Annotated in this window: 16 protein-coding genes; 8 read left to right on the plus strand and 8 right to left on the minus strand. The window is 47.8% G+C overall.

Annotated elements, in window-relative coordinates; genetic code table 11:
- Positions 1–59 precede the first annotated feature (59 nt).
- Positions 60–671: a MarC family protein gene (locus tag DW205_RS06460; protein ID WP_005862832.1), complete on the minus strand. Its 612-nt coding sequence runs from the start codon at positions 669–671 to the stop codon at positions 60–62.
- Between the two features lie 168 nt (positions 672–839).
- On the opposite strand from DW205_RS06460, the gene DW205_RS06465 reads away from it, so the two are divergent.
- On the plus strand, positions 840–2,165 hold the full coding sequence (locus tag DW205_RS06465; protein ID WP_005857480.1) for a PhoH family protein: 1,326 nt from the start codon (positions 840–842) through the stop codon (positions 2,163–2,165).
- A 73-nt stretch (positions 2,166–2,238) separates the two neighbouring features.
- Here DW205_RS06465 and DW205_RS06470 read toward each other — a convergent pair whose 3' ends face one another.
- Entirely contained in the window at positions 2,239–2,628 is a 390-nt protein-coding gene (locus DW205_RS06470) for a putative quinol monooxygenase (protein ID WP_005857478.1), read from the minus strand.
- Positions 2,629–2,791: 163 nt separating this feature from the next.
- On the opposite strand from DW205_RS06470, the gene DW205_RS06475 reads away from it, so the two are divergent.
- Positions 2,792–3,796: a DUF4925 domain-containing protein gene (locus DW205_RS06475; protein WP_005862830.1), complete on the plus strand. Its 1,005-nt coding sequence runs from the start codon at positions 2,792–2,794 to the stop codon at positions 3,794–3,796.
- Between the two features lie 90 nt (positions 3,797–3,886).
- On the opposite strand, the gene DW205_RS06480 is transcribed toward DW205_RS06475, so the two are convergent.
- The 4 genes from DW205_RS06480 to DW205_RS06495 are packed head-to-tail and all read right to left on the minus strand — an operon-like array spanning position 3,887 to position 8,689.
- Positions 3,887–4,972, minus strand: a complete 1,086-nt coding sequence (locus tag DW205_RS06480) for an LptF/LptG family permease (RefSeq protein WP_005862828.1) — start codon at positions 4,970–4,972, stop codon at positions 3,887–3,889.
- A gap of 12 nt (positions 4,973–4,984) precedes the next feature.
- Positions 4,985–6,115: a tRNA guanosine(34) transglycosylase Tgt gene (gene tgt / locus DW205_RS06485; RefSeq protein WP_005862826.1), complete on the minus strand. Its 1,131-nt coding sequence runs from the start codon at positions 6,113–6,115 to the stop codon at positions 4,985–4,987.
- A 36-nt stretch (positions 6,116–6,151) separates the two neighbouring features.
- Entirely contained in the window at positions 6,152–7,750 is a 1,599-nt protein-coding gene (locus DW205_RS06490) for a 4Fe-4S dicluster domain-containing protein (RefSeq protein WP_005862824.1), read from the minus strand.
- Positions 7,751–7,756: 6 nt separating this feature from the next.
- Positions 7,757–8,689 (minus strand): DUF362 domain-containing protein, encoded by a 933-nt coding sequence (locus DW205_RS06495; RefSeq protein ID WP_005862822.1) that lies wholly within the window; start codon positions 8,687–8,689, stop codon positions 7,757–7,759.
- 237 nt (positions 8,690–8,926) lie between these two features.
- Here DW205_RS06495 and DW205_RS06500 point away from each other — a divergent pair, with 237 nt between their 5' ends.
- Complete coding sequence (locus DW205_RS06500; RefSeq protein WP_005862821.1) at positions 8,927–9,706, plus strand: hypothetical protein; 780 nt, start codon at positions 8,927–8,929, stop codon at positions 9,704–9,706.
- Between the two features lie 3 nt (positions 9,707–9,709).
- Entirely contained in the window at positions 9,710–10,591 is an 882-nt protein-coding gene (locus DW205_RS06505) for an aldose 1-epimerase family protein (RefSeq protein ID WP_005862818.1), read from the plus strand.
- Between the two features lie 69 nt (positions 10,592–10,660).
- On the opposite strand, the gene DW205_RS06510 is transcribed toward DW205_RS06505, so the two are convergent.
- Positions 10,661–11,347, minus strand: coding sequence for a TrkA family potassium uptake protein (locus DW205_RS06510; RefSeq protein WP_005862816.1), 687 nt, complete (start codon positions 11,345–11,347; stop codon positions 10,661–10,663).
- 12 nt (positions 11,348–11,359) lie between these two features.
- Entirely contained in the window at positions 11,360–13,180 is a 1,821-nt protein-coding gene (locus tag DW205_RS06515) for a TrkH family potassium uptake protein (protein WP_005857461.1), read from the minus strand.
- A gap of 240 nt (positions 13,181–13,420) precedes the next feature.
- Here DW205_RS06515 and DW205_RS06520 point away from each other — a divergent pair, with 240 nt between their 5' ends.
- The 4 genes from DW205_RS06520 to xylE all read left to right on the plus strand — a co-directional run bounded on the left by DW205_RS06520 (position 13,421) and on the right by xylE (position 18,666).
- Positions 13,421–14,161, plus strand: a complete 741-nt coding sequence (locus DW205_RS06520) for an NUDIX domain-containing protein (RefSeq protein ID WP_005862814.1) — start codon at positions 13,421–13,423, stop codon at positions 14,159–14,161.
- A 12-nt stretch (positions 14,162–14,173) separates the two neighbouring features.
- Positions 14,174–15,658 (plus strand): xylulokinase, encoded by a 1,485-nt coding sequence (locus tag DW205_RS06525; protein ID WP_005862812.1) that lies wholly within the window; start codon positions 14,174–14,176, stop codon positions 15,656–15,658.
- A gap of 35 nt (positions 15,659–15,693) precedes the next feature.
- On the plus strand, positions 15,694–17,022 hold the full coding sequence (gene xylA, locus DW205_RS06530) for a xylose isomerase (RefSeq protein WP_121963071.1): 1,329 nt from the start codon (positions 15,694–15,696) through the stop codon (positions 17,020–17,022).
- 96 nt (positions 17,023–17,118) lie between these two features.
- Entirely contained in the window at positions 17,119–18,666 is a 1,548-nt protein-coding gene (gene xylE, locus DW205_RS06535) for a D-xylose transporter XylE (protein ID WP_005862808.1), read from the plus strand.
- The last annotated feature ends 29 nt before the right edge of the window (positions 18,667–18,695 follow it).

Genomic DNA, 18,695 nt, shown 5'->3' on the forward strand with positions numbered 1-18,695 from the left:
CATCCTAATGAACTCTTTGTTTCAATAGGATGAAACTGGATGCTCTTCTAAAGGAAATCCTATATTGCTTTCGTACTCGCTTCTATCTGTTCCATTAGCAGGGTGATATTGCTCATGAATAGCTTGACGGAGATCGCCAGCAGGATGATACCGAAGAATTTACGGATCAGGTATATGCCGCCTTTCCCCAAGACTTTCTCTACCTTGCGTGTCATGCGGACAACAAAGTAGACCCATAGCATATTCAGTACCAAGGCTACGATAATATTCACGCTGGCATATTCCGCACGGAGCGATAATAAAGTGGTGAACGATCCCGCTCCGGCTAGCAACGGGAATACTAGCGGCACCAACGTAGCTTCCTTGATCGGCCCTTGGTTCTTGAAAATCTCTATGTCGAGAATCATCTCCAAAGATAGGAGGAAGATCACAAAAGCGCCGGCCACGGCAAACGACTCGATGTCCACATGGAAAAGCCTGAGTAATATATCCCCGGCGTAGAAGAACCCTAATAACAATAGAAAGGAGATTAGGGTTGCCTTCAACGCATTGACATCCTTGCCTTTATCCTTTAGGTCTATGATGATGGGAATAGCTCCGATTATATCGATAACAGCGAATAATACGATGAATGCGCTAAGTATTTGTTGGAAATTGAAATTTGTGAACATGACGTTATCCTCCTCTATTTTTTAATCCTCGTAAAGATACATATTTTTCCTTGAATTGGTCAATATGACGAAATTATTGGTGTGTGTAACTAATTTTAGCAGGCCTGAACTATCAACGTGTCAGAATTGTTCTTATATTAGAAGCAATAATCATTAAATCGAAAGGCCATGGGAGCAAAGAAGAATTTTGTGTTGGACACGAATGTCATATTACATGACTATAAGTGCATCGAGAACTTTCAGGAAAATGATATCTATCTACCCATCGTGGTATTAGAAGAGTTGGACAAGTTCAAGAAGGGGAGTGAGCAGATCAATTATAATGCCCGTGAGTTTGTTCGGGAGCTAGACTTATTGACCAGTAATGACCTGTTCTTGAAAGGCGCCTCACTAGGACCGGGAAAAGGTACACTTTATATCGTGACCGGTGATAAGTACCAGGAGAAAATAGCGCATTCTTTTCCGGATAAAACGCCAGATCACCGTATCTTGTCTTGTGCGTTGACGATTGCCGAGAAGAATCCGAAGATCAAGACAACCTTGGTCAGCAAGGATGTGAACCTTCGTATGAAGGCTCGTTCTTTGGGTATTCCCGTTGAGGATTATATCACGGATAAGGTCGTGAATGTAGATATTTTCGAGCGTGCGCAAGAGACCTATGAGAATATAGACCCCGATTTGATCGACAAGATATACAGCTCTCCGGAAGGTGTGGATGCAGATTCGTTGGATATCAAGTCTAAGCTCGACCCCAATGAATGCTTTATCTTGAAAAGCGTACGTAATAGTGTATTGGCTCGCTACAATCCGTTTACGGATAAGATCAAGAAGGTGGATAAAGGCACGAACTTTGGTATCCAGCCCCGTAATGCCGAGCAGAGTTTCGCTTTCGAGGTATTGAACGATCCGAATATCAAGCTTGTGGGGCTGACCGGAAAGGCCGGAACCGGAAAGACATTGTTGGCGTTGGCCTCTGCCTTGAAACAAGCCGGCACGTATAAACAGATACTTTTGGCCCGTCCGATCGTCGCTTTGGCGAATAAGGATCTCGGTTTCCTTCCGGGTGACGAGAAGCAAAAGGTCGCTCCTTATATGCAACCTCTATTCGATAACCTGAACGTGATCAAGACTCAGTTTGCCCCGGGTAATCCCGATGTCCGTAAGATCGACGATATGCAGAAGAACAACCAGTTGGTGATCGAGGCGTTGGCCTTTATCCGGGGTCGTAGCTTGTCCGAGACTTATTGTATCATCGATGAGGCCCAGAACCTCACGCCGCATGAGATCAAGACGATTATCACCCGTGCGGGAGAGGGAACGAAGATGGTCTTCACGGGAGATATCCAACAGATTGACTCCCCGTATCTAGACGCCCAAAGTAATGGCTTGGCCTATATGATCGACAAGATGAAAGGACAGGACTTGTTCGCCCATATCAACTTGATAAAAGGCGAGCGAAGCGAGTTATCTGAGTTAGCGTCAGATCTTTTGTAATTAATATAGGGAATTGAAGATTGAAAATAAACGCTTATGTGAAGCTTGATTTTTAATCTTCAATTCTTAATGATTAGTCATTTACACTCGGGCAGACATAAATTTTCCGGAAACTACCTTTATAGGAAGGGTCTCCCATATCTTTGATCTCATTCAGATGTTGTTTAAGATGGGCGGTTTCGCCGTGCTTTTGTAATTCCCCGTCGTTTTTCCAAGTCTCGGCGATAAAGAATTCGGTGCTATCGGTGAGGGACTGGTACATGCCGTAGTCGATACATCCCGGTTCTAGCAACGTGCTTTCCTTGCATTTCAAGAATGATTCCTTTAAGGCGGAGACACATTCGGGTTTTACTTTCCGTTTGATATTCAGTACGACTTCCATGGATTCTTTATTGCTTCCTCCATTCGTGCAACCGGATAGAGCGATTAATACGCAGGCCATTGAGATAAACACTTTCTTCATGATAGATTGTTTTTAAGTATTTGATACGACAAAAGTAGTGAATTTTTGATCTAAACACAGGAATCGAACATCTGATATTAAATTATTGTTGTTAGTGGAAGTTGGAATGGATATATTTGTGATAATATTAATAGCTATTTATGTTAAATTTAAAACAAGAGTCATGAGAAAGAGTTTGTTGTATGTATTTGCCGTGATTTGCACGATGGGTTTTTTTACGGCATGTGGTGATGATGACGATTCAAGTTCTTCCGGTAACTGGCAAGATCTGTCGAAAACGTACGAGGGTAAGAGCGTTAATCTGGTAATGGGTGAAGTGACAATCCCTGTTGACGGTAAATCGGTCGTGATTGCCGCTTCTTCTGCGGAGAAGGCATCAGTAACCTTGAACAATATCATCCCCGAAAATAAGTCGGTCGCTATTGATGCCGCATTGAAGGAAGCGGACGGCACTTATACGTTTACCGGCGAGAGTACGGTTGGCGATTGCGTGGTATCGGTAAATGGTACGGTGAAAGGGGGCGTAGCTTCTGTTGTTTATACTCGTAAATTAACTTCTTCTATCGTAGGTAATTGGAGCTTGAAAGCGGGCGTGGAAGCTATCTATGCGAATATCGTTACCGGAAATTCTACGATCGATGATCTCGTGCGTATGATAAAGCCAGTTATCAGTAACTTGATTTGGGGCAAAGTAAGCGTTGTAAATGTTAACTTACCGGAAGATGGAATCTTCGATGTTTCTTGGAGACCTATAGGGGCTTCTGAGGATAAAGGAATCGGTGAGATCACGAAAATGGCAAGTATCCAATATTGTGTGGTAGACGGGAAATTTATGGTGGCTGTGGATAAAAATTATGTGACAGTCTTGACTACTTTATTACAACAGGCTGCTGGTGACAAATTGGAGGCCGCTGGTATCTCTATTGACGAGATCATGAAGCTTTTGGTTGATTTAGGAGGTTATTATGGTCTACCTCTTAACATGAAGGTGGATGGAAGTGAGGCTACTTTTTATGCGGATAAGGATTTAATCGTACCGGTTTTGACCATGATAGCTCCTATCTTGAAACCGATGGTTCCGGAGAATTATCAGCAAATGGTAGATATGGTATTGCAACTACTTCCGAACGCAAAAACGTTAGAGTTTGGACTTAATTTCACGAAATAATTGAAAATCCTAGGTTGTAGAGACGGGGCACGCCCCGTCTCTAAACTGGATGAAATTTGGCAGAGTTATACCAATATAGGAGTTAATCAATTACCTTGGTGCTTTCTGATATAAGAATATCGCTATAAATGTATAAACTATATTCGGTATCCAAGCTGCTACGGCAGGACTCACATAACCATTAATAGCGAAGGTGGAAGTAACCGTCATAAACAGGATGTAAGAAAAACTCAACGCCAATCCGATACCAATATTCATACCCATACCTCCCTTTATTTTCCGGGAAGACAACGACGCTCCGATAGAAGTCAAGATAAACGCCGCCATGATCGTGGCGAAGCGCTTATGATACTCGATCTGGAAGGTCTGTATATTCCCGATACCTCTTTTTTTCTGCCGGTTGATATACGTATTCAGCTCGGGCGTTGTCATCGTCTCGCAATCATTCACGGAAATCAGGAAGTCCGAGGGCACGATGGTCAAGGTCGTATCCTTACGGGAGCCTTGGAAAATATGTTCCCGCATGCCATCAAAATCACGGATCATATAATCAATAACGGTCCATTGATAAAGCGAGTCGTATTTGATTGACTTGGCGGTCAGACGGGAGATCAATTTCTTATCCTCGAAATGCTCCAGAGAGAAACGGTATCCCATGTTCGAGCGAGCGTCATAGCTATCGAAATAAGCGATAATACCCGGCTCGATCTCCAATTGGGCGTTCTTTACGTAGTCCACCTTCTTGTTGCGGATATACTTGTTCTGGAAATCGATACGAGTCTCATTCGCCGGGGGAATGATGTAAGCGTTCAGGATAAACGTCACGATAGCGATAATCGTAGCCGAGACCGCGTAAGGAAGCATTAACCTACGGAAACTCATACCGCTGGCAAGCATCGCTATGATCTCCGAACGATCCGCTAGCTTCGACGTGAAGAAGATCACGGCGATAAATGTGAACAACGGACTGAACAAATTGGCGAAGTAGGGGATAAAGTTCAAGTAATAATCCACGATGATCGCTTTTAAGGGGACATCCGGATTCAAGAACTTATCGATCTTCTCGTTTATATCGAAAACGACGGAGATAGAGATAATCAAGGCGATAGCGAACACGTACGTGCCCAGAAACTGCTTGATGATATACCAATCGATCCGTTTTAGTTTAAATTTCATCTGTCTCGTTTTTTATAACCGGTTCGCTAATTGACGGACCATACCACTTTTCCATGTAGTAAAATCGCCAGCGATGATATGTGCCCTCGCTTCTTTCACCAACCATAGGTAGAAAGCGAGGTTATGGATAGAAGCGATCTGTAAGCCAAGCATTTCTTTCGCCTTGATCAAGTGGTGCAGATAAGCCTTGCTATATAAGGTATCCACGTAGGAATGTCCGTCCGGATCGACTGGCGAGAAATCGTTCTCCCATTTCTTGTTACGCATATTGATAGTACCGAAGCGGGTGAAGAGTTGGCCGTTGCGTCCGTTACGGGTCGGCATGATGCAGTCGAACATATCGATGCCTCGTTCGATCCCTTCCAGCAGATTGATCGGGGTTCCTACGCCCATCAAGTAACGAGGCTTATCTTTCGGCAAGATCTCGTTCACGACCTCGATCATCTCGTACATCTTATCGGTAGGCTCGCCAACGGCCAATCCCCCGATAGCGTTTCCATCGGCGCCTTTTCGGGCCACGTTCTCCGCCGCCCTCTGCCGCAAGTCCGTATAGACGCATCCCTGTACGATCGGGAAGAGACTTTGCCGGTAGCCGTATTTCGGCTCCGTGCTGTTGAAGCGGGCGAAACAACGATCCAGCCAACGCTCGGTCAGGCCCAGTGATTGCTTGGCGTAATTGTAGTCGGCATCTCCCGGGCAACACTCATCGAAGGCCATGATGATATCCGCACCGATAGAGCGTTCGATATCCATCACCTTCTCCGGCGTGAACATATGCTTGGAGCCGTCGAGATGCGAGCGGAACTCGGCTCCCTCTTCATGCAGCTTACGATTGTCGGAAAGGGAGAATACCTGAAACCCCCCGCTATCGGTCAATATCGGGCGATCCCATGTATTAAACTTATGCAAGCCTCCGGCCTGCTCCAAGATCTGGATACCGGGACGAAGATACAGATGGTACGTATTCCCCAAGATGATTTGTGCTTTGGTATCTTCCTTTAGCTCGGTCATATGTACACCCTTTACCGTACCTTGCGTACCCACGGGCATAAAAATAGGCGTCTCGATTACCCCGTGATCGGTGGTAATCAAGCCCGCCCTAGCGTTCGATTTCGTATCGTTATACTGTAATTCAAATGTCATGTATCAAAAATTTGTGACAAAGGTAGCATTTTTCTCTTAGAATCCGAAGTCATCTATTTCTACCTTTTTCACCTCTTCCTCTTTGGGCTTCTCCACGAACTTGTGAACCTCGTTCGCCTTAATGATGATCGCTCTCATCGGGCGTACGGGACAGATCGATTCGCAGCCGCCACAACCGATGCAAAGATCCGGGTTTACTTGCGGGATGGTAAGCGTGCCCTCGTAAGGAACCATATGCACGGCTTGGGTAGGGCAGTGCTCCGAGCAGGCCCCGCAGTCCGTCCCCTCCGTCTTTACGATACAGCGGTTGATGAAGAAGGTGGCGATGCCCACTTGCGTAGTAGCTTTCTCTTCCTTAGTAAGCGGTTTTATAGCGTGCGTGGGGCAAACCTCCGAGCAGACCGTGCATTCGTAGTTGCAATAACTGTCGATGTAAGCGATACGGGGTTTCAACATATAATCAAAGCCGTACTCCAGTCCCGTGGGACGTAGTACATGACTCGGGCATTGAGTCACGCAAATCTGGCATCCGGTACATACATCCTTGAAACGCTCTAAGCTGATCGCTCCCGGCGGTACGATAGGGGGCCATTTCTTGCCGTGCTTACCTTGCCCGTGCTGCCCTTTGCCATGCCCTTTTTCCATTCCTTGGGCAATGGTGGATACGATCGGGAGGGAGGCCGCGGCGGTAGCCCCTGCCGAGAGAAATGTACGGCGGCTGTTCGGAGCGGTAGCCTGTTGGATCACGTCCGTTTGTATGCGAGCTGTTTCGGCTTCTTTCTTGAAGGAAGGCTTGAAACGATATTGCAATCCTCCTTTAGCGCACGAGGACACGCAGTTGAAGCAATTTACGCAACGGGAGGTATCTACGGTGAGGTTCTTGCTGTCGATCGCCTCCGCCTTACAAGTATGCTCGCAATTACCACAATGCGTACAGGCTTCTTTGTCAAAGGAGATCCGGAAAAACGAATACCGGGAGATCAGGCTCAACAGCGTTCCTACCGGGCAAAGCGTATTGCAGAACAACCTTCCCCGGAATACGACCATGATGATGAATACGAGTAGCGCAACCAAAGCGGATATCACGCCGAATACCGTCACGTTGCTAATCGTGACGTGATAAAGCGTATAGTTATCCATCCGTGCCAATCCGTCGGCCAGCAGGTTATTGACCCACATGACGACCGGACGGAACAGGTTGTTCGCTATACGGCCGAAGTTACTGTACGGATCTAGCAACGTACATAATTCGATCATCCCGAAAACAGCCAGTACGAATGTAAGCCCGAGAATAGAGTACCGTAAGATATTCATGGGCTTATGATAGCTGAACCTGCGTACTCCTTTCTTTTTCTTCTTTCCGATACAGAAAACCCGGTTGATAATATCTTGCAATACGCCCGCCGGGCAAATAACCGAGCAATAGATCCGGCCGAACAATAAAGCCAATACGAATTGGAAGACTACCAACCCCGCCATTCCCCCTAAAATAGCGGGCATGATCTGGAGATGCAACAACGTGTGCAGGTTGTCCGGCAATACATCGGCGAAATCAACGAAGAATAAAAGTATGGGTACGAAAATGAGGATCGCGAGTACGACCCGCAATCCTTTTAAGTAATTAGGCTTCTTCATCCTCGATTATATCTTAATACGTTTGATCGTGACATTATCCAGATTCGTTGTACCCAGCTTTAAAGCCTCGCCTTTACCGATATGACCTACGGCGGCCATATCCAGCTTCTTCACTTGGTTGAACAGGCGAAGGGCGGCGGTGTCTATAGCGACGATATTGGTGGAGGCGATCAAGGATTTCAAGGTAGCCACATCGGCCGCGCTCTTTCCTTGCGGGCCGTTTTGGTGCATGATGCGATAAGCGTCCACGATGTTCAATACCGGTTTCTTTTGCCAAGTGCAAATATCGGCGATACATTGTTGCAAATCATTTTGATGGAAGAAACGGCGATCCCATACGATTCCCATATAGTTCTTCATGGCGCAAGTCATCTTCGCCCCACCATGGTTCTTCAATACGGGGACGTTGATCCATGCGTCCGCCTCGATCAGGGCCTCATGGATCTTGGCGCTTTTCAGGTTCACGCCACCCGGAATGGATACTTCCTTAAAATATTTCTCATCGTTGGCAGGCATGATGATACCTCCGGCCTCTTTTACGGCCTCGGCGATCCCGCTCGTCTCATAGCATTTCTGCCAGTTATCGCAGGTGTGGTCGAATACGGTCACTTTAGAGGCGCCGGCCTCCAAGCATTTCTTGACCAAGGCTTTCACTAATTTGGGGTTCGTATTACCGGCCAATTCAGGAGAGCGGTCCCAACCGATATTCGGCTTGATTACGATCTTTTGTCCTTTCTTTACGAAGTTTCCGATACCGCCAAGGGCTTCCAAGGCTTTATCTAGCATCACCTCCGGCTCTCCACCCATAACGGCTACCATATCGGGAGCCTTCTCTACGGCTACGGTGTTCGTGGAAAGGGCCGCTTGCAGACCTTCAAAATTTAAGGATAGAGCCGCGCTAGCGATGACACTGGTCTTTAAAAAATCACGACGTTTCATAATTGTATACTATATTGGTTTATACTTGATTTACGGTACGGTCTTTTTTTACTCGCTTGTTATTCCGAACAAAGATAATGATTATTTTGATATGCGAGTCAACTCCTTTTACAAAGTAGAACTGCTTTTTACTGCAACCCGGGTTGCAGTGATCTTGCGTAATAAGATAAATTCTTGTCGGAAGGCATATCGGTTCTGATAATATTTTTCTACCTTGCGAGGCAAAAAACAGATTGTATGGTTTTATATTGTAGAGTATCATTGAACGCTTTTGTCGAAAGCTTTCGGACTACCTCGGGGCCTGATTCCTTTTTCACGCTTCCGGCGAAGGGGTTGATGCATATCGTGCCGCAAGAGGAGATCGAGTATGGGCTTTCCTTGCTTAGGGAGTCTATCGGCTTGTATGAGGAACGCAAAGGGATACCTGTGGAAAAGAGCAAGAAAGCGATGCCCTTTTTCAGACAGGACAGCCGGATGCTGGTGGGGCCGGAGATAGGCATGTACGTGATCCCTTTGTATGAGGAACCCGGTGAGCCGGCCCAGTCTGCCGAGCCTTCTCTGGTCCTTGAGCTGGACTATCAGTCGTTGGGCGAGCTTTGCCTGTTCGAGAATTATTCCCTGTTGTCCTGCAAGTATGAGAAGGAGCCTATCTTGAACCATTTTACGGCACAATTGGAAAAGGAATACGATACCTTCTTTTTTGATGAGGAGCACACGGGCTTTACGCCTGATTCCCGCTTTTTCTCGATGCTGTGTAACGCCTGTCTGGAGGTGAAGCAGCCTTCCTCGGTGGGGGATAAGGAATGGCGGTTGGCCTCGCTGCAAGCTACGGATGAGGTGCTCTATCGTTATGAGCATGGAAACTTGATCCCATACGTTCCGATATCGATGCCGGTAGACTGCCTGAAACGGGTTTATCTGGAAGATTTCCGGCGACAGCCCTTATTATTCGGGACTTTGAACGGTTTCTTGAAAAGCAAGGGACTTCCCGCCGAACAATTACTAAACTTATCATAAGGAATGAAGACAGTATCAAATCAAGAACTAACGATCCGTGTCTCCGAACATGGAGCGGAGTTGAGTAGTATCGTAGCGAACGCTACGGGAAAGGAGTATCTCTGGCAAGCGGACCCCGCTTTCTGGAAACGTCATTCCCCGGTATTGTTCCCGATCGTCGGGAGCGTATGGAAGGCCGAGTATCGGAACGAGGGAACCGTGTATCCGCTGTCGCAGCACGGCTTTGCACGGGATATGGATTTTACGTTGATCGATGAGGCGGAGAACGAGTTGCGTTTCGCGCTGGAAAGTACCCCGGACACGCTGAGAGCCTATCCGTTCCCTTTTCTTCTGGAGATCGGGTATCGTTTGGAGGGCAATAAGGTGGAGGTGCTTTGGCGTGTGAAGAATACGGGAGATAAGACGATGCATTTCCAGATCGGCGCTCATCCGGCTTTCCTGTACCCGAATTATGAGGTGGATCAACCGGATCGAGGGTATTTCGCTTTCGATGTGAAAAAAGATCTCGTATACCGTGCGCTGGTGGAGAAAGGGTGCGTAGGGGACGTGGTTCGTCCGGTACCTTTGGATGCGGACGGCTTGCTGCCGTTGAATATCCATACGTTCGATATCGATACGTTTATCTTGGAGGACAGCCTGATTAAGCGGGTGGACTTATTGGATGTGGAGAAACGTCCGTACCTTTCGCTCACCTTTACGGCTCCGGTGGTAGGCTTATGGTCTCCGCCTACGAAAAACGCTCCGTTTGTCTGTATCGAACCTTGGTATGGGCGTTGCGACCGGGTGGATTATACGGGTGAGTATAAAGACCGGGATTGGGCATGGCATTTGGAACCGGGAGAGGTCTTCGATGCCTCCTATACGATAGAGATAGCGGGGGCTTGATCGCTTCGTTGATATTAGCCGTAGGCAGACGACGCTGATTATATCGTGATCGTCTGCCTATGTTTTGTTTTAGATGTTGGCTATTTTATTTAATAGCTCCATCTTCCCGAATAAGATCAGTAGATCATCAGCCTCGATCACCAATTCCTCGCTGATGCGGCTGATAACCTTGTATTCTGTTTGTGTGAGTCCGATCAGGTTCTTTTTCTCGTAAGGACGTTCGATCGCTACCAGATGGATGCCGAAATTCTCCTCGAAATCAATATTTTTGATCGTTTGCCCGACAAGAGTGGCCGGTGTCTTGATCTTATAGAGATGTTCCGTATCGGTTACTTTATACCAATGCCTGAACAGGCCGCCTAAAGACGCTTGGGAGGTATACATCGTAGAGAAATCCTCTTCCGGTGTGATAATCTCGCTTACCCCGATCGCACGGATCACAGTCTCATGGATCGATGAGATCGCCCGCACGATCAGTTTGCCCGCATCCAGACTCTTCAATAAAGCGACGGTCTGAACGGAAGTCCCGAAATCCTTACCGAATGTTACGATAATGGCATCCATCTCGCTCAATGGCAGGGTGCTCAATGCCTCTTTGTCCGTGGAGTCCAAGGCGATCGCCCCCGCTATGTCGTTCTTTAGCATATCGACACGATGCAGATCCATGTCTACGCCGATCACCTCATTGCCGACACGTGTCAAGTCCTTCGCTATCGCACGTCCTAAATTCCCTAATCCGATTACTAAATATTTCATGCTATCTTATTTTTACATTAATATATTTTCTTGTGGATATGTATAGTCCTTTTTCGTGTATTCCTTGCAGAAACTTACGAGGAAGGCCAATACCCCGATACGTCCGACCAGCATCGTGCTGATAATGATGATTTTCCCGATAGGGGTGAGGTGAGGGGTATAATCGATACTCAAGCCTACGGTACTCAAGGCGGAAACAACCTCGAACAATAGGGAGAACAGCGGCGCCCCTTTTTCCGTATAGGATAATACCCACGTAGCGATCGCCACCCACATGAAGTACATCATGATGATAGCGAATGCCCGGCGGATAGCGAATGGGGCGATCTCCCGTTTTCTCACTTCCACTTTATCTTTCTCACGTGCGGCGTTCAAGGTCGTAACCAGAGCTACGAAAACGGTGGTCACTTTCAAGCCGCCGCCGGTGGACATAGGGGCGGCTCCGATTACCATAAGGATCAACGTCAGCATTAAGGTCGGAGGGGCCAATGTAGCCATATCCGCTACGTTGAATCCTGCCGTTCTAGGCGTGACGGCGCCTAAGAACGCATTTGCCAGTTTCCCCCGCAGGGGAAGGTCGCCCAAGGTATTGTCATACTCGAAAAAGAGGTAGAAAGCCGTTCCGGTAATTAACAGGATCAAGGTAGATATAACAACAATGTACGTATGTACATTAATAATACGGGGCGTATGGATATAATGCTTTTGCTTACCGATCAATATCTTGATACCATTCATCAGCAAGTGATGCAAGAGTTTCAGGTAATTGAAGACGATCGGGAAGCCCAAGCCTCCGAATATAATCAGCATGGCTATCCAGAAATGGAGGTTGTACTTATCCGCCACTAACGGATCGTACATATTGCCGCTCAAGGTAGAGATCCCTGCGTTACAAAAAGCGGACACGGCATGAAACATTGCGTAGAATAATTCCTGCTGCGTACCTCCCGGCAGGCTTCCCCGTACGTCCATATAAATAAAATAGGCGCCGATCCCCTCGATAAACAAGGTCACGAAAAGAATGTTTAAGATGACCCGGAACAACCCTCCCGTCCGATCCTCGTTCAACATATCTTTCAGCATCATCTTGCTCGTAAAAGAGGATTTCCCCATGAAGGAGAGGGCGAAGAAAGAGGTAAATGTCATGACCCCGATACCGCCGATCTGTATTAAAATCATGATGATAATATGCCCGATATGCGTGAAACTAGTGGCTACGTCGACGGTGGTTAGTCCGGTTACGCATACCGAGGTCGTGGAGATAAACAAAGCGTCGATAAACGGAATCCGGTGCGTAGTGGCGTTCGGCAACGATAGCAACCCGGCCCCGACCAATATCACGAACACGAAACTGAGCAAGAAAAGCAACGAGGGCTTGATCCGTGTCTGCATCAGCGTGAACGTCTGCCGGGATAAGTGAATCGTGCTAAGCAGCAATAATAAGACATATACGAAGAGAGGTTTCGTAAGGAAAGACAAATAAGGCAAAGAGTGCGCTATGGCATCCTTGAAAAATATCTTGCTGGATAATACGGCGAATAAAAGGAAATAGATGCTGATATCGAGATACAACATTTTCTCCTGTATGATTTCTTGGAACCTCACCACGTACCGGAGTGTTATGCCCGTGAAAAAAGCTAGCAGGATGAATGGGCGGGAGCGCTCTAGGATATGGACGGAATCGGGTGTCTGTACAAAGCCGAATTGGTAGATCAATACGAAGAAAGAGGCTAAGGAGGCGAGTAGGATAATCGCTTCCGCTATCCCGTTCAATAATCCCTTCATTTTACCCCAATAAATCAGCCAAGAGAAGTATATGTTTTTTAGATTCATGTCCGATGTTTTATAAATATAACAAATGTAGGAAATAAAAGTTAGAGGTACGTGAAAGCGCCTTCATTATTTGTTCTCATACTAATTGTTTTACTTACATTATGTGTTGTATAGCATATTGTATGATGTACGATACTGAAATATCAGAAAAATAATCAATTAGGAGGTGCAAAAAAGACCTTTTGTAATTGCTTTGTTTAGAAAAATACTTATATTTGCGCAAATCTAATTACTGATATCATGGATACACAAAACGAGAATAGAGAGATGCTTTCCCCCTATGTTTCCGTAGACTGCGTTCTTCTCGGCATCAATGATGACAAGCTCACCGTGCTGTTGGCGGAGCGGAAAAGTGAGGAAGGCGAGTTGATCGGCTATAAATTACCCGGCAGCCTGATCTATGAGAACGAGGATTTAGATGACGCCGCCTATCGGATACTGAATGATTCGACCGGCTTGAAGCGTGTCCAATTGAAACAATTCCGTTGTTTCGGTTCTCCCGCCCGTACCTCGAACCGGTTGGACGTGATGTGGCTGGAGGCGACTTCCAAGGTGAAGATCGGACGGTTGATCACGGTCGCTTATCTCGCCTTGTGCAAGAATAGCAGGAAGACGTGTCCGGCCGATAAATCCGACTCGATCCGTTGGTGCCCTATCGACGATCTTCCTCGCTTGCCATTCGATCATAAAGAGATTATCGAGGCTGCCATACAGGAGATCCGTAATTGGGTAGAGAAGGAACCCGCCATCATTTTCGACTATATGCCGATGAAGTTCACGGCGTTCCAGCTCAGGCGCACGTACGAGGTGATCTATAACCGTGAGATGGACGTGCGTAATTTTCATAAGAAGATGAATTCCTTGGATTACGTGGTACCCACGGAGGATATGCAAGATGGGGTCGCCCATCGTGCCGCCCGGTATTATCGGTTTGATAAGGTGAAATATAATCAACAACGTTCGAAGTTTAATAAGATATAAAACCATACGATTATGTGTTTGTTAGGATGTGATATTGGAAGTTCTTCCATCAAGGTCTCTATCGTCGATGAGGAGACCGGGTTAACAATAGGTGCGGATTTTTATCCCAAAGAAGAGGCCCCGATCAAGGCGTTGCGTCCGGGGTGGGCGGAGCAAAATCCGGAGGATTGGTGGTCGTACGTGAAGATCGCTATGAAAGGTGCCATGAGCAAGGCGAAGGTGAAAGGCGAGGATATCAAGGCGATCGGTATCTCGTACCAGATGCATGGCTTGGTGGTGGTGGACAAGAAGATGGAGGTGCTTCGTCCATCTATTATCTGGTGCGATAGCCGTGCTGTTCCTTATGGCGAGCGTGCGTTTAAGAATATAGGCGAGAAGCGATGCCTTTCCCACCTATTGAACTCGCCGGGTAATTTTACCGCTTCTAAGCTGGCTTGGATCAAGGAGTACGAGCCGGATATCTACGACCGTATCCATAAGATCATGTTGCCGGGAGATTTCATCGCTATGCGCCTGACGGGGGATATCGTGACTACGGTTTCCGGTTTGTCGGAGGGGATTTTCTGGGACTTCAAGAATAATGCCTTATCGGAGGATTTGATGAATTATTATGGATTCAGTAAGGATCTGATTGCCGATATCCGTCCGACGTTCGGTTTGCAGGGCGAGGTTACCGCCTCGGTCGCGGCCGAGTTGGGACTGAAGAAAGGTACGCCGGTTACCTATCGTGCGGGCGACCAACCGAATAACGCATTATCATTGAATGTATTGAATCCGGGCGAGATAGCGGCTACCGGCGGGACTTCCGGAGTGGTGTATGGTGTGAACGGCAAGGTGAATTACGATACGCTTTCCCGTGTGAATACGTTCGCCCACGTGAACCATACGACGGAGCAGACCCGCTTGGGTGTCTTGTTGTGCATCAACGGGGTCGGTATCCTTAATTCTTGGATCAAACGGAATATAGCGCCGGAAGGTATCAACTATAATGAGTTGAATGATTTGGCGGCTACGGTTCCTATCGGCTGCGACGGCCTTTCGATCTTGCCGTTCGGAAACGGGGCGGAGCGTATGTTGCAGAATAAGCAGATCGATTGCTCGGTTCATGGATTGAACTTCAACATACATACCAAGGCCCATATGGCTAGGGCGGCGCAAGAAGGTATCGTGTTCGCCTTTAAATACGGTATGGATATCATGAATGAGATGGGGATCGATATTCAGGTAATCCGTGCGGGGAACGCGAACTTGTTCTTAAGCCCGATCTTCCGGGATGCCTTGGCGGGCGTGACGGGTACGGTGATCGAACTGTATGATACGAATGGTGCGGTAGGCGCGGCCAAGGGGGCCGGTATTGGCGCCGGTATCTACAAGAACGCAGAAGAAGCGTTCGCTTCCTTGAAGAAGATCAACGTGATCGAGCCGGACGGTTTCAAGGCGAATGCTTATTGCGGGGCGTTCGAGACGTGGAAAGAACGCTTGGAACAATCTATTTAACGGCTGAATTATTTACATTTTTAATATATATTATTATGAGTTACTTTAAAGGAGAGAAAGAATTTTTCCCGGGAATCGGACAGATTCAGTTTGAGGGACGTGAGTCAAAAAATCCGTTGGCATTTCATTATTATGACGCGGATAAGGTAGTTATGGGTAAAACACTAAAGGATCATTTGCGCTTCGCTATGGCTTATTGGCATACCTTATGTGCTGAGGGAGGTGATCAGTTTGGTGGTGGAACAAAATCATTCCCTTGGAATGACAGTGCGGACGCTATCACCCGTGCGAAGTACAAGATGGACGCCGCTTTCGAGTTTATGACCAAATGTAATATTCCTTACTATTGCTTCCACGACGTGGACGTAGTGGACGAGGCTCCTACGCTGGGCGAGTTCGAGAAACGTTTGCAGACGATGGTGGAACATGCCAAGGAGCATCAAGCCGCTACCGGAAAGAAGCTTCTATGGTCTACCGCGAACGTCTTCAGCAATAAGCGTTATATGAACGGCGCCGCTACGAACCCTTATTTCCCGACCGTGGCATGCGCTGGCACGCAGATCAAGAACGCTATCGACGCTTGTATCGCTTTAGGGGGCGAGAACTATGTATTCTGGGGCGGCCGTGAGGGTTATATGAGCCTATTGAACACGAACATGAAACGAGAGAAGGATCATTTAGCCATGATGTTGACGATGGCCCGTGATTATGGCCGTAAGAACGGTTTCAAGGGTACGTTCCTGATCGAGCCTAAACCGATGGAACCGACAAAACATCAATATGACGTGGATTCGGAGACCGTGATCGGTTTCCTTCGCCATTATGGACTGGACAAGGATTTCGCCTTGAATATCGAGGTGAACCACGCTACCTTGGCCGGACATACATTCGAGCATGAGTTGCAAGCCGCCGCCGACGCCGGCATGTTGTGCAGTATCGACGCAAACCGTGGCGATTACCAGAATGGTTGGGATACGGATCAATTCCCGATGGATATCTATGAGCTGGCACAGGCTTGGCTGGTCATCCTTGAGGGAGGTGGCTTGACTACCGGAGGTACGAACTTCGACGCCAAGACCCGCCGTAATTCTACGGACTTGGAGGATATCTTCATCGCTCATATCGGTGGTATGGACGCTTTCGCCCGTGCCTTGATGATCGCCGCCGATATCCTTGAGCACTCAGATTACCGCAAGATGCGTGCCAAGCGTTACGCTAGTTTCGATGCCGGTGAGGGCAAGGCATTCGAGGATGGCAAGCTTACGCTGGAAGATCTTCGTACGATCGCTTTGCGTGACGGCGAGCCGAAACAGATCAGCGGTAAGCAGGAATTATACGAGATGATTGTAAATCTGCATATCTAAATAATTGAAAATCGAGAATTGGGAATTGAAAATTATCGTGCGTAAGCCCTAGTTTTCAGCTCTCAATTCTCAGTTTTTAATTAATAAATCTATTCCATGAAAAGTAACAACACTTATATTTTCGCTCTTACCTTGGTCGCTACCTTGGGAGGTCTGCTGTTTGGGTATGACACGGCGGTGATCTCCGGTACGGTAGAGTCTTTGCGTAAGTTCTTCATCGAGCCGCAAGGGCTTCCGTTGGATCAAGCCAACGCCTTGGAGGGGTTCGTGGTGAGTAGCGCGTTGATCGGATGTATCCTCGGCGCCTCGTTCGCCGGGTGGATCAGCCAGCGTTACGGCAGGAAGCCTACGTTGATACTGGCCGCTATCCTTTTCTTGCTTTCCGCTATCGGCTCGGCTTGGCCGGAGCTGTTTATCGGCATGCCCGGAAGTGGCGATCATACGTTTATGTATGCGTTCGTGGCTTATCGTATTCTGGGAGGTATCGGCGTGGGGCTGGCCTCCATGGTATCGCCGATGTATATCGCCGAGGTGGCTCCGGCCGATCGCCGGGGGAATCTGGTGGCATGGAACCAGTTTGCCATTATCTTTGGTATGCTGGTGGTATATTTCGTGAATTACACGATCGCCCTTCAAGGAGATGCCGCTTGGCTGAATACGATCGGCTGGCGTTGGATGTTCGCTTCCGAGATTATTCCGGCGGTATTGTTCCTCTCGTTCTTGATGTTCGTGCCGGAGACGCCTCGTTATCTCGTGATGCGTGGGCGTACGGAGAAGGCGTTGGGCGTCTTGAGCCATTTGATGGATCAGGCGGACGCTGGCCGTGAGCTGGAGGATATACGGAATAGTTTCAAGGAGAAAGCTCCGTCGATGAAGCCTTACTTCCGGTTTATGGGGACTTGGCTGGCGCTGTTCTTGGCCGGCTACGGGTTGTTGTCGTGGGCAGGTAATACGAACGCGTTGGAGATCGCCTTGTTGGCTAGTTTCTGTATCGCCTTGCTGTTCCCGATCCGGTCGTTTGGCGTGCTGATCATCTTGGTGGGCGTGTTGCTCTCCGGTTTCCAGCAATTCGTGGGGATCAACGTGGTGCTTTACTATGCCCCGGAGATTTTCAAGACGATGGGAGCGGCCACGGACGCCGCCCTTTTGCAACAGATCGTGGTAGGGGCGGTGAACCTGTCGTTTACCGTATTGGCTATTTTCACGGTGGATAAGTTCGGACGCCGTCCGTTGATGATTATCGGGGCGCTCGTCATGGCGGTATCTATGTTGATCTTGGGAACTACTTTCTATACGCGTTCGGTGGGTATGGGATCATTGGTCTGCATGCTGGTTTATACGGCGGGATTCGCTATGTCGTGGGGCCCGGTCTGCTGGGTGCTGCTGGCCGAGATCTTCCCAAACTCGATTCGCTCCACGGTGATGAGTATCGCCGTAGCGGCGCAATGGATTGCCAACTTCTTGGTATCATGGACATTCCCAATGCTGGATAAGAATCAATACTTGACCGATACGTTCAATCACGGTATGGCCTATTGGATCTATGGCGTGATGGGTATATTGGCGGCGTTGTTCATCTGGAAATTTGTCCCCGAGACGAAAGGAAAGACGCTGGAGGAGATGGAAGGTTATTGGAAACGGTAACCAAACCTGAGACAAGATAATATATGAGT

The sequence above is a fragment of the Parabacteroides sp. AM17-47 genome, assembly GCF_003434625.1.
GTDB lineage: Bacteria > Bacteroidota > Bacteroidia > Bacteroidales > Tannerellaceae > Parabacteroides > Parabacteroides distasonis.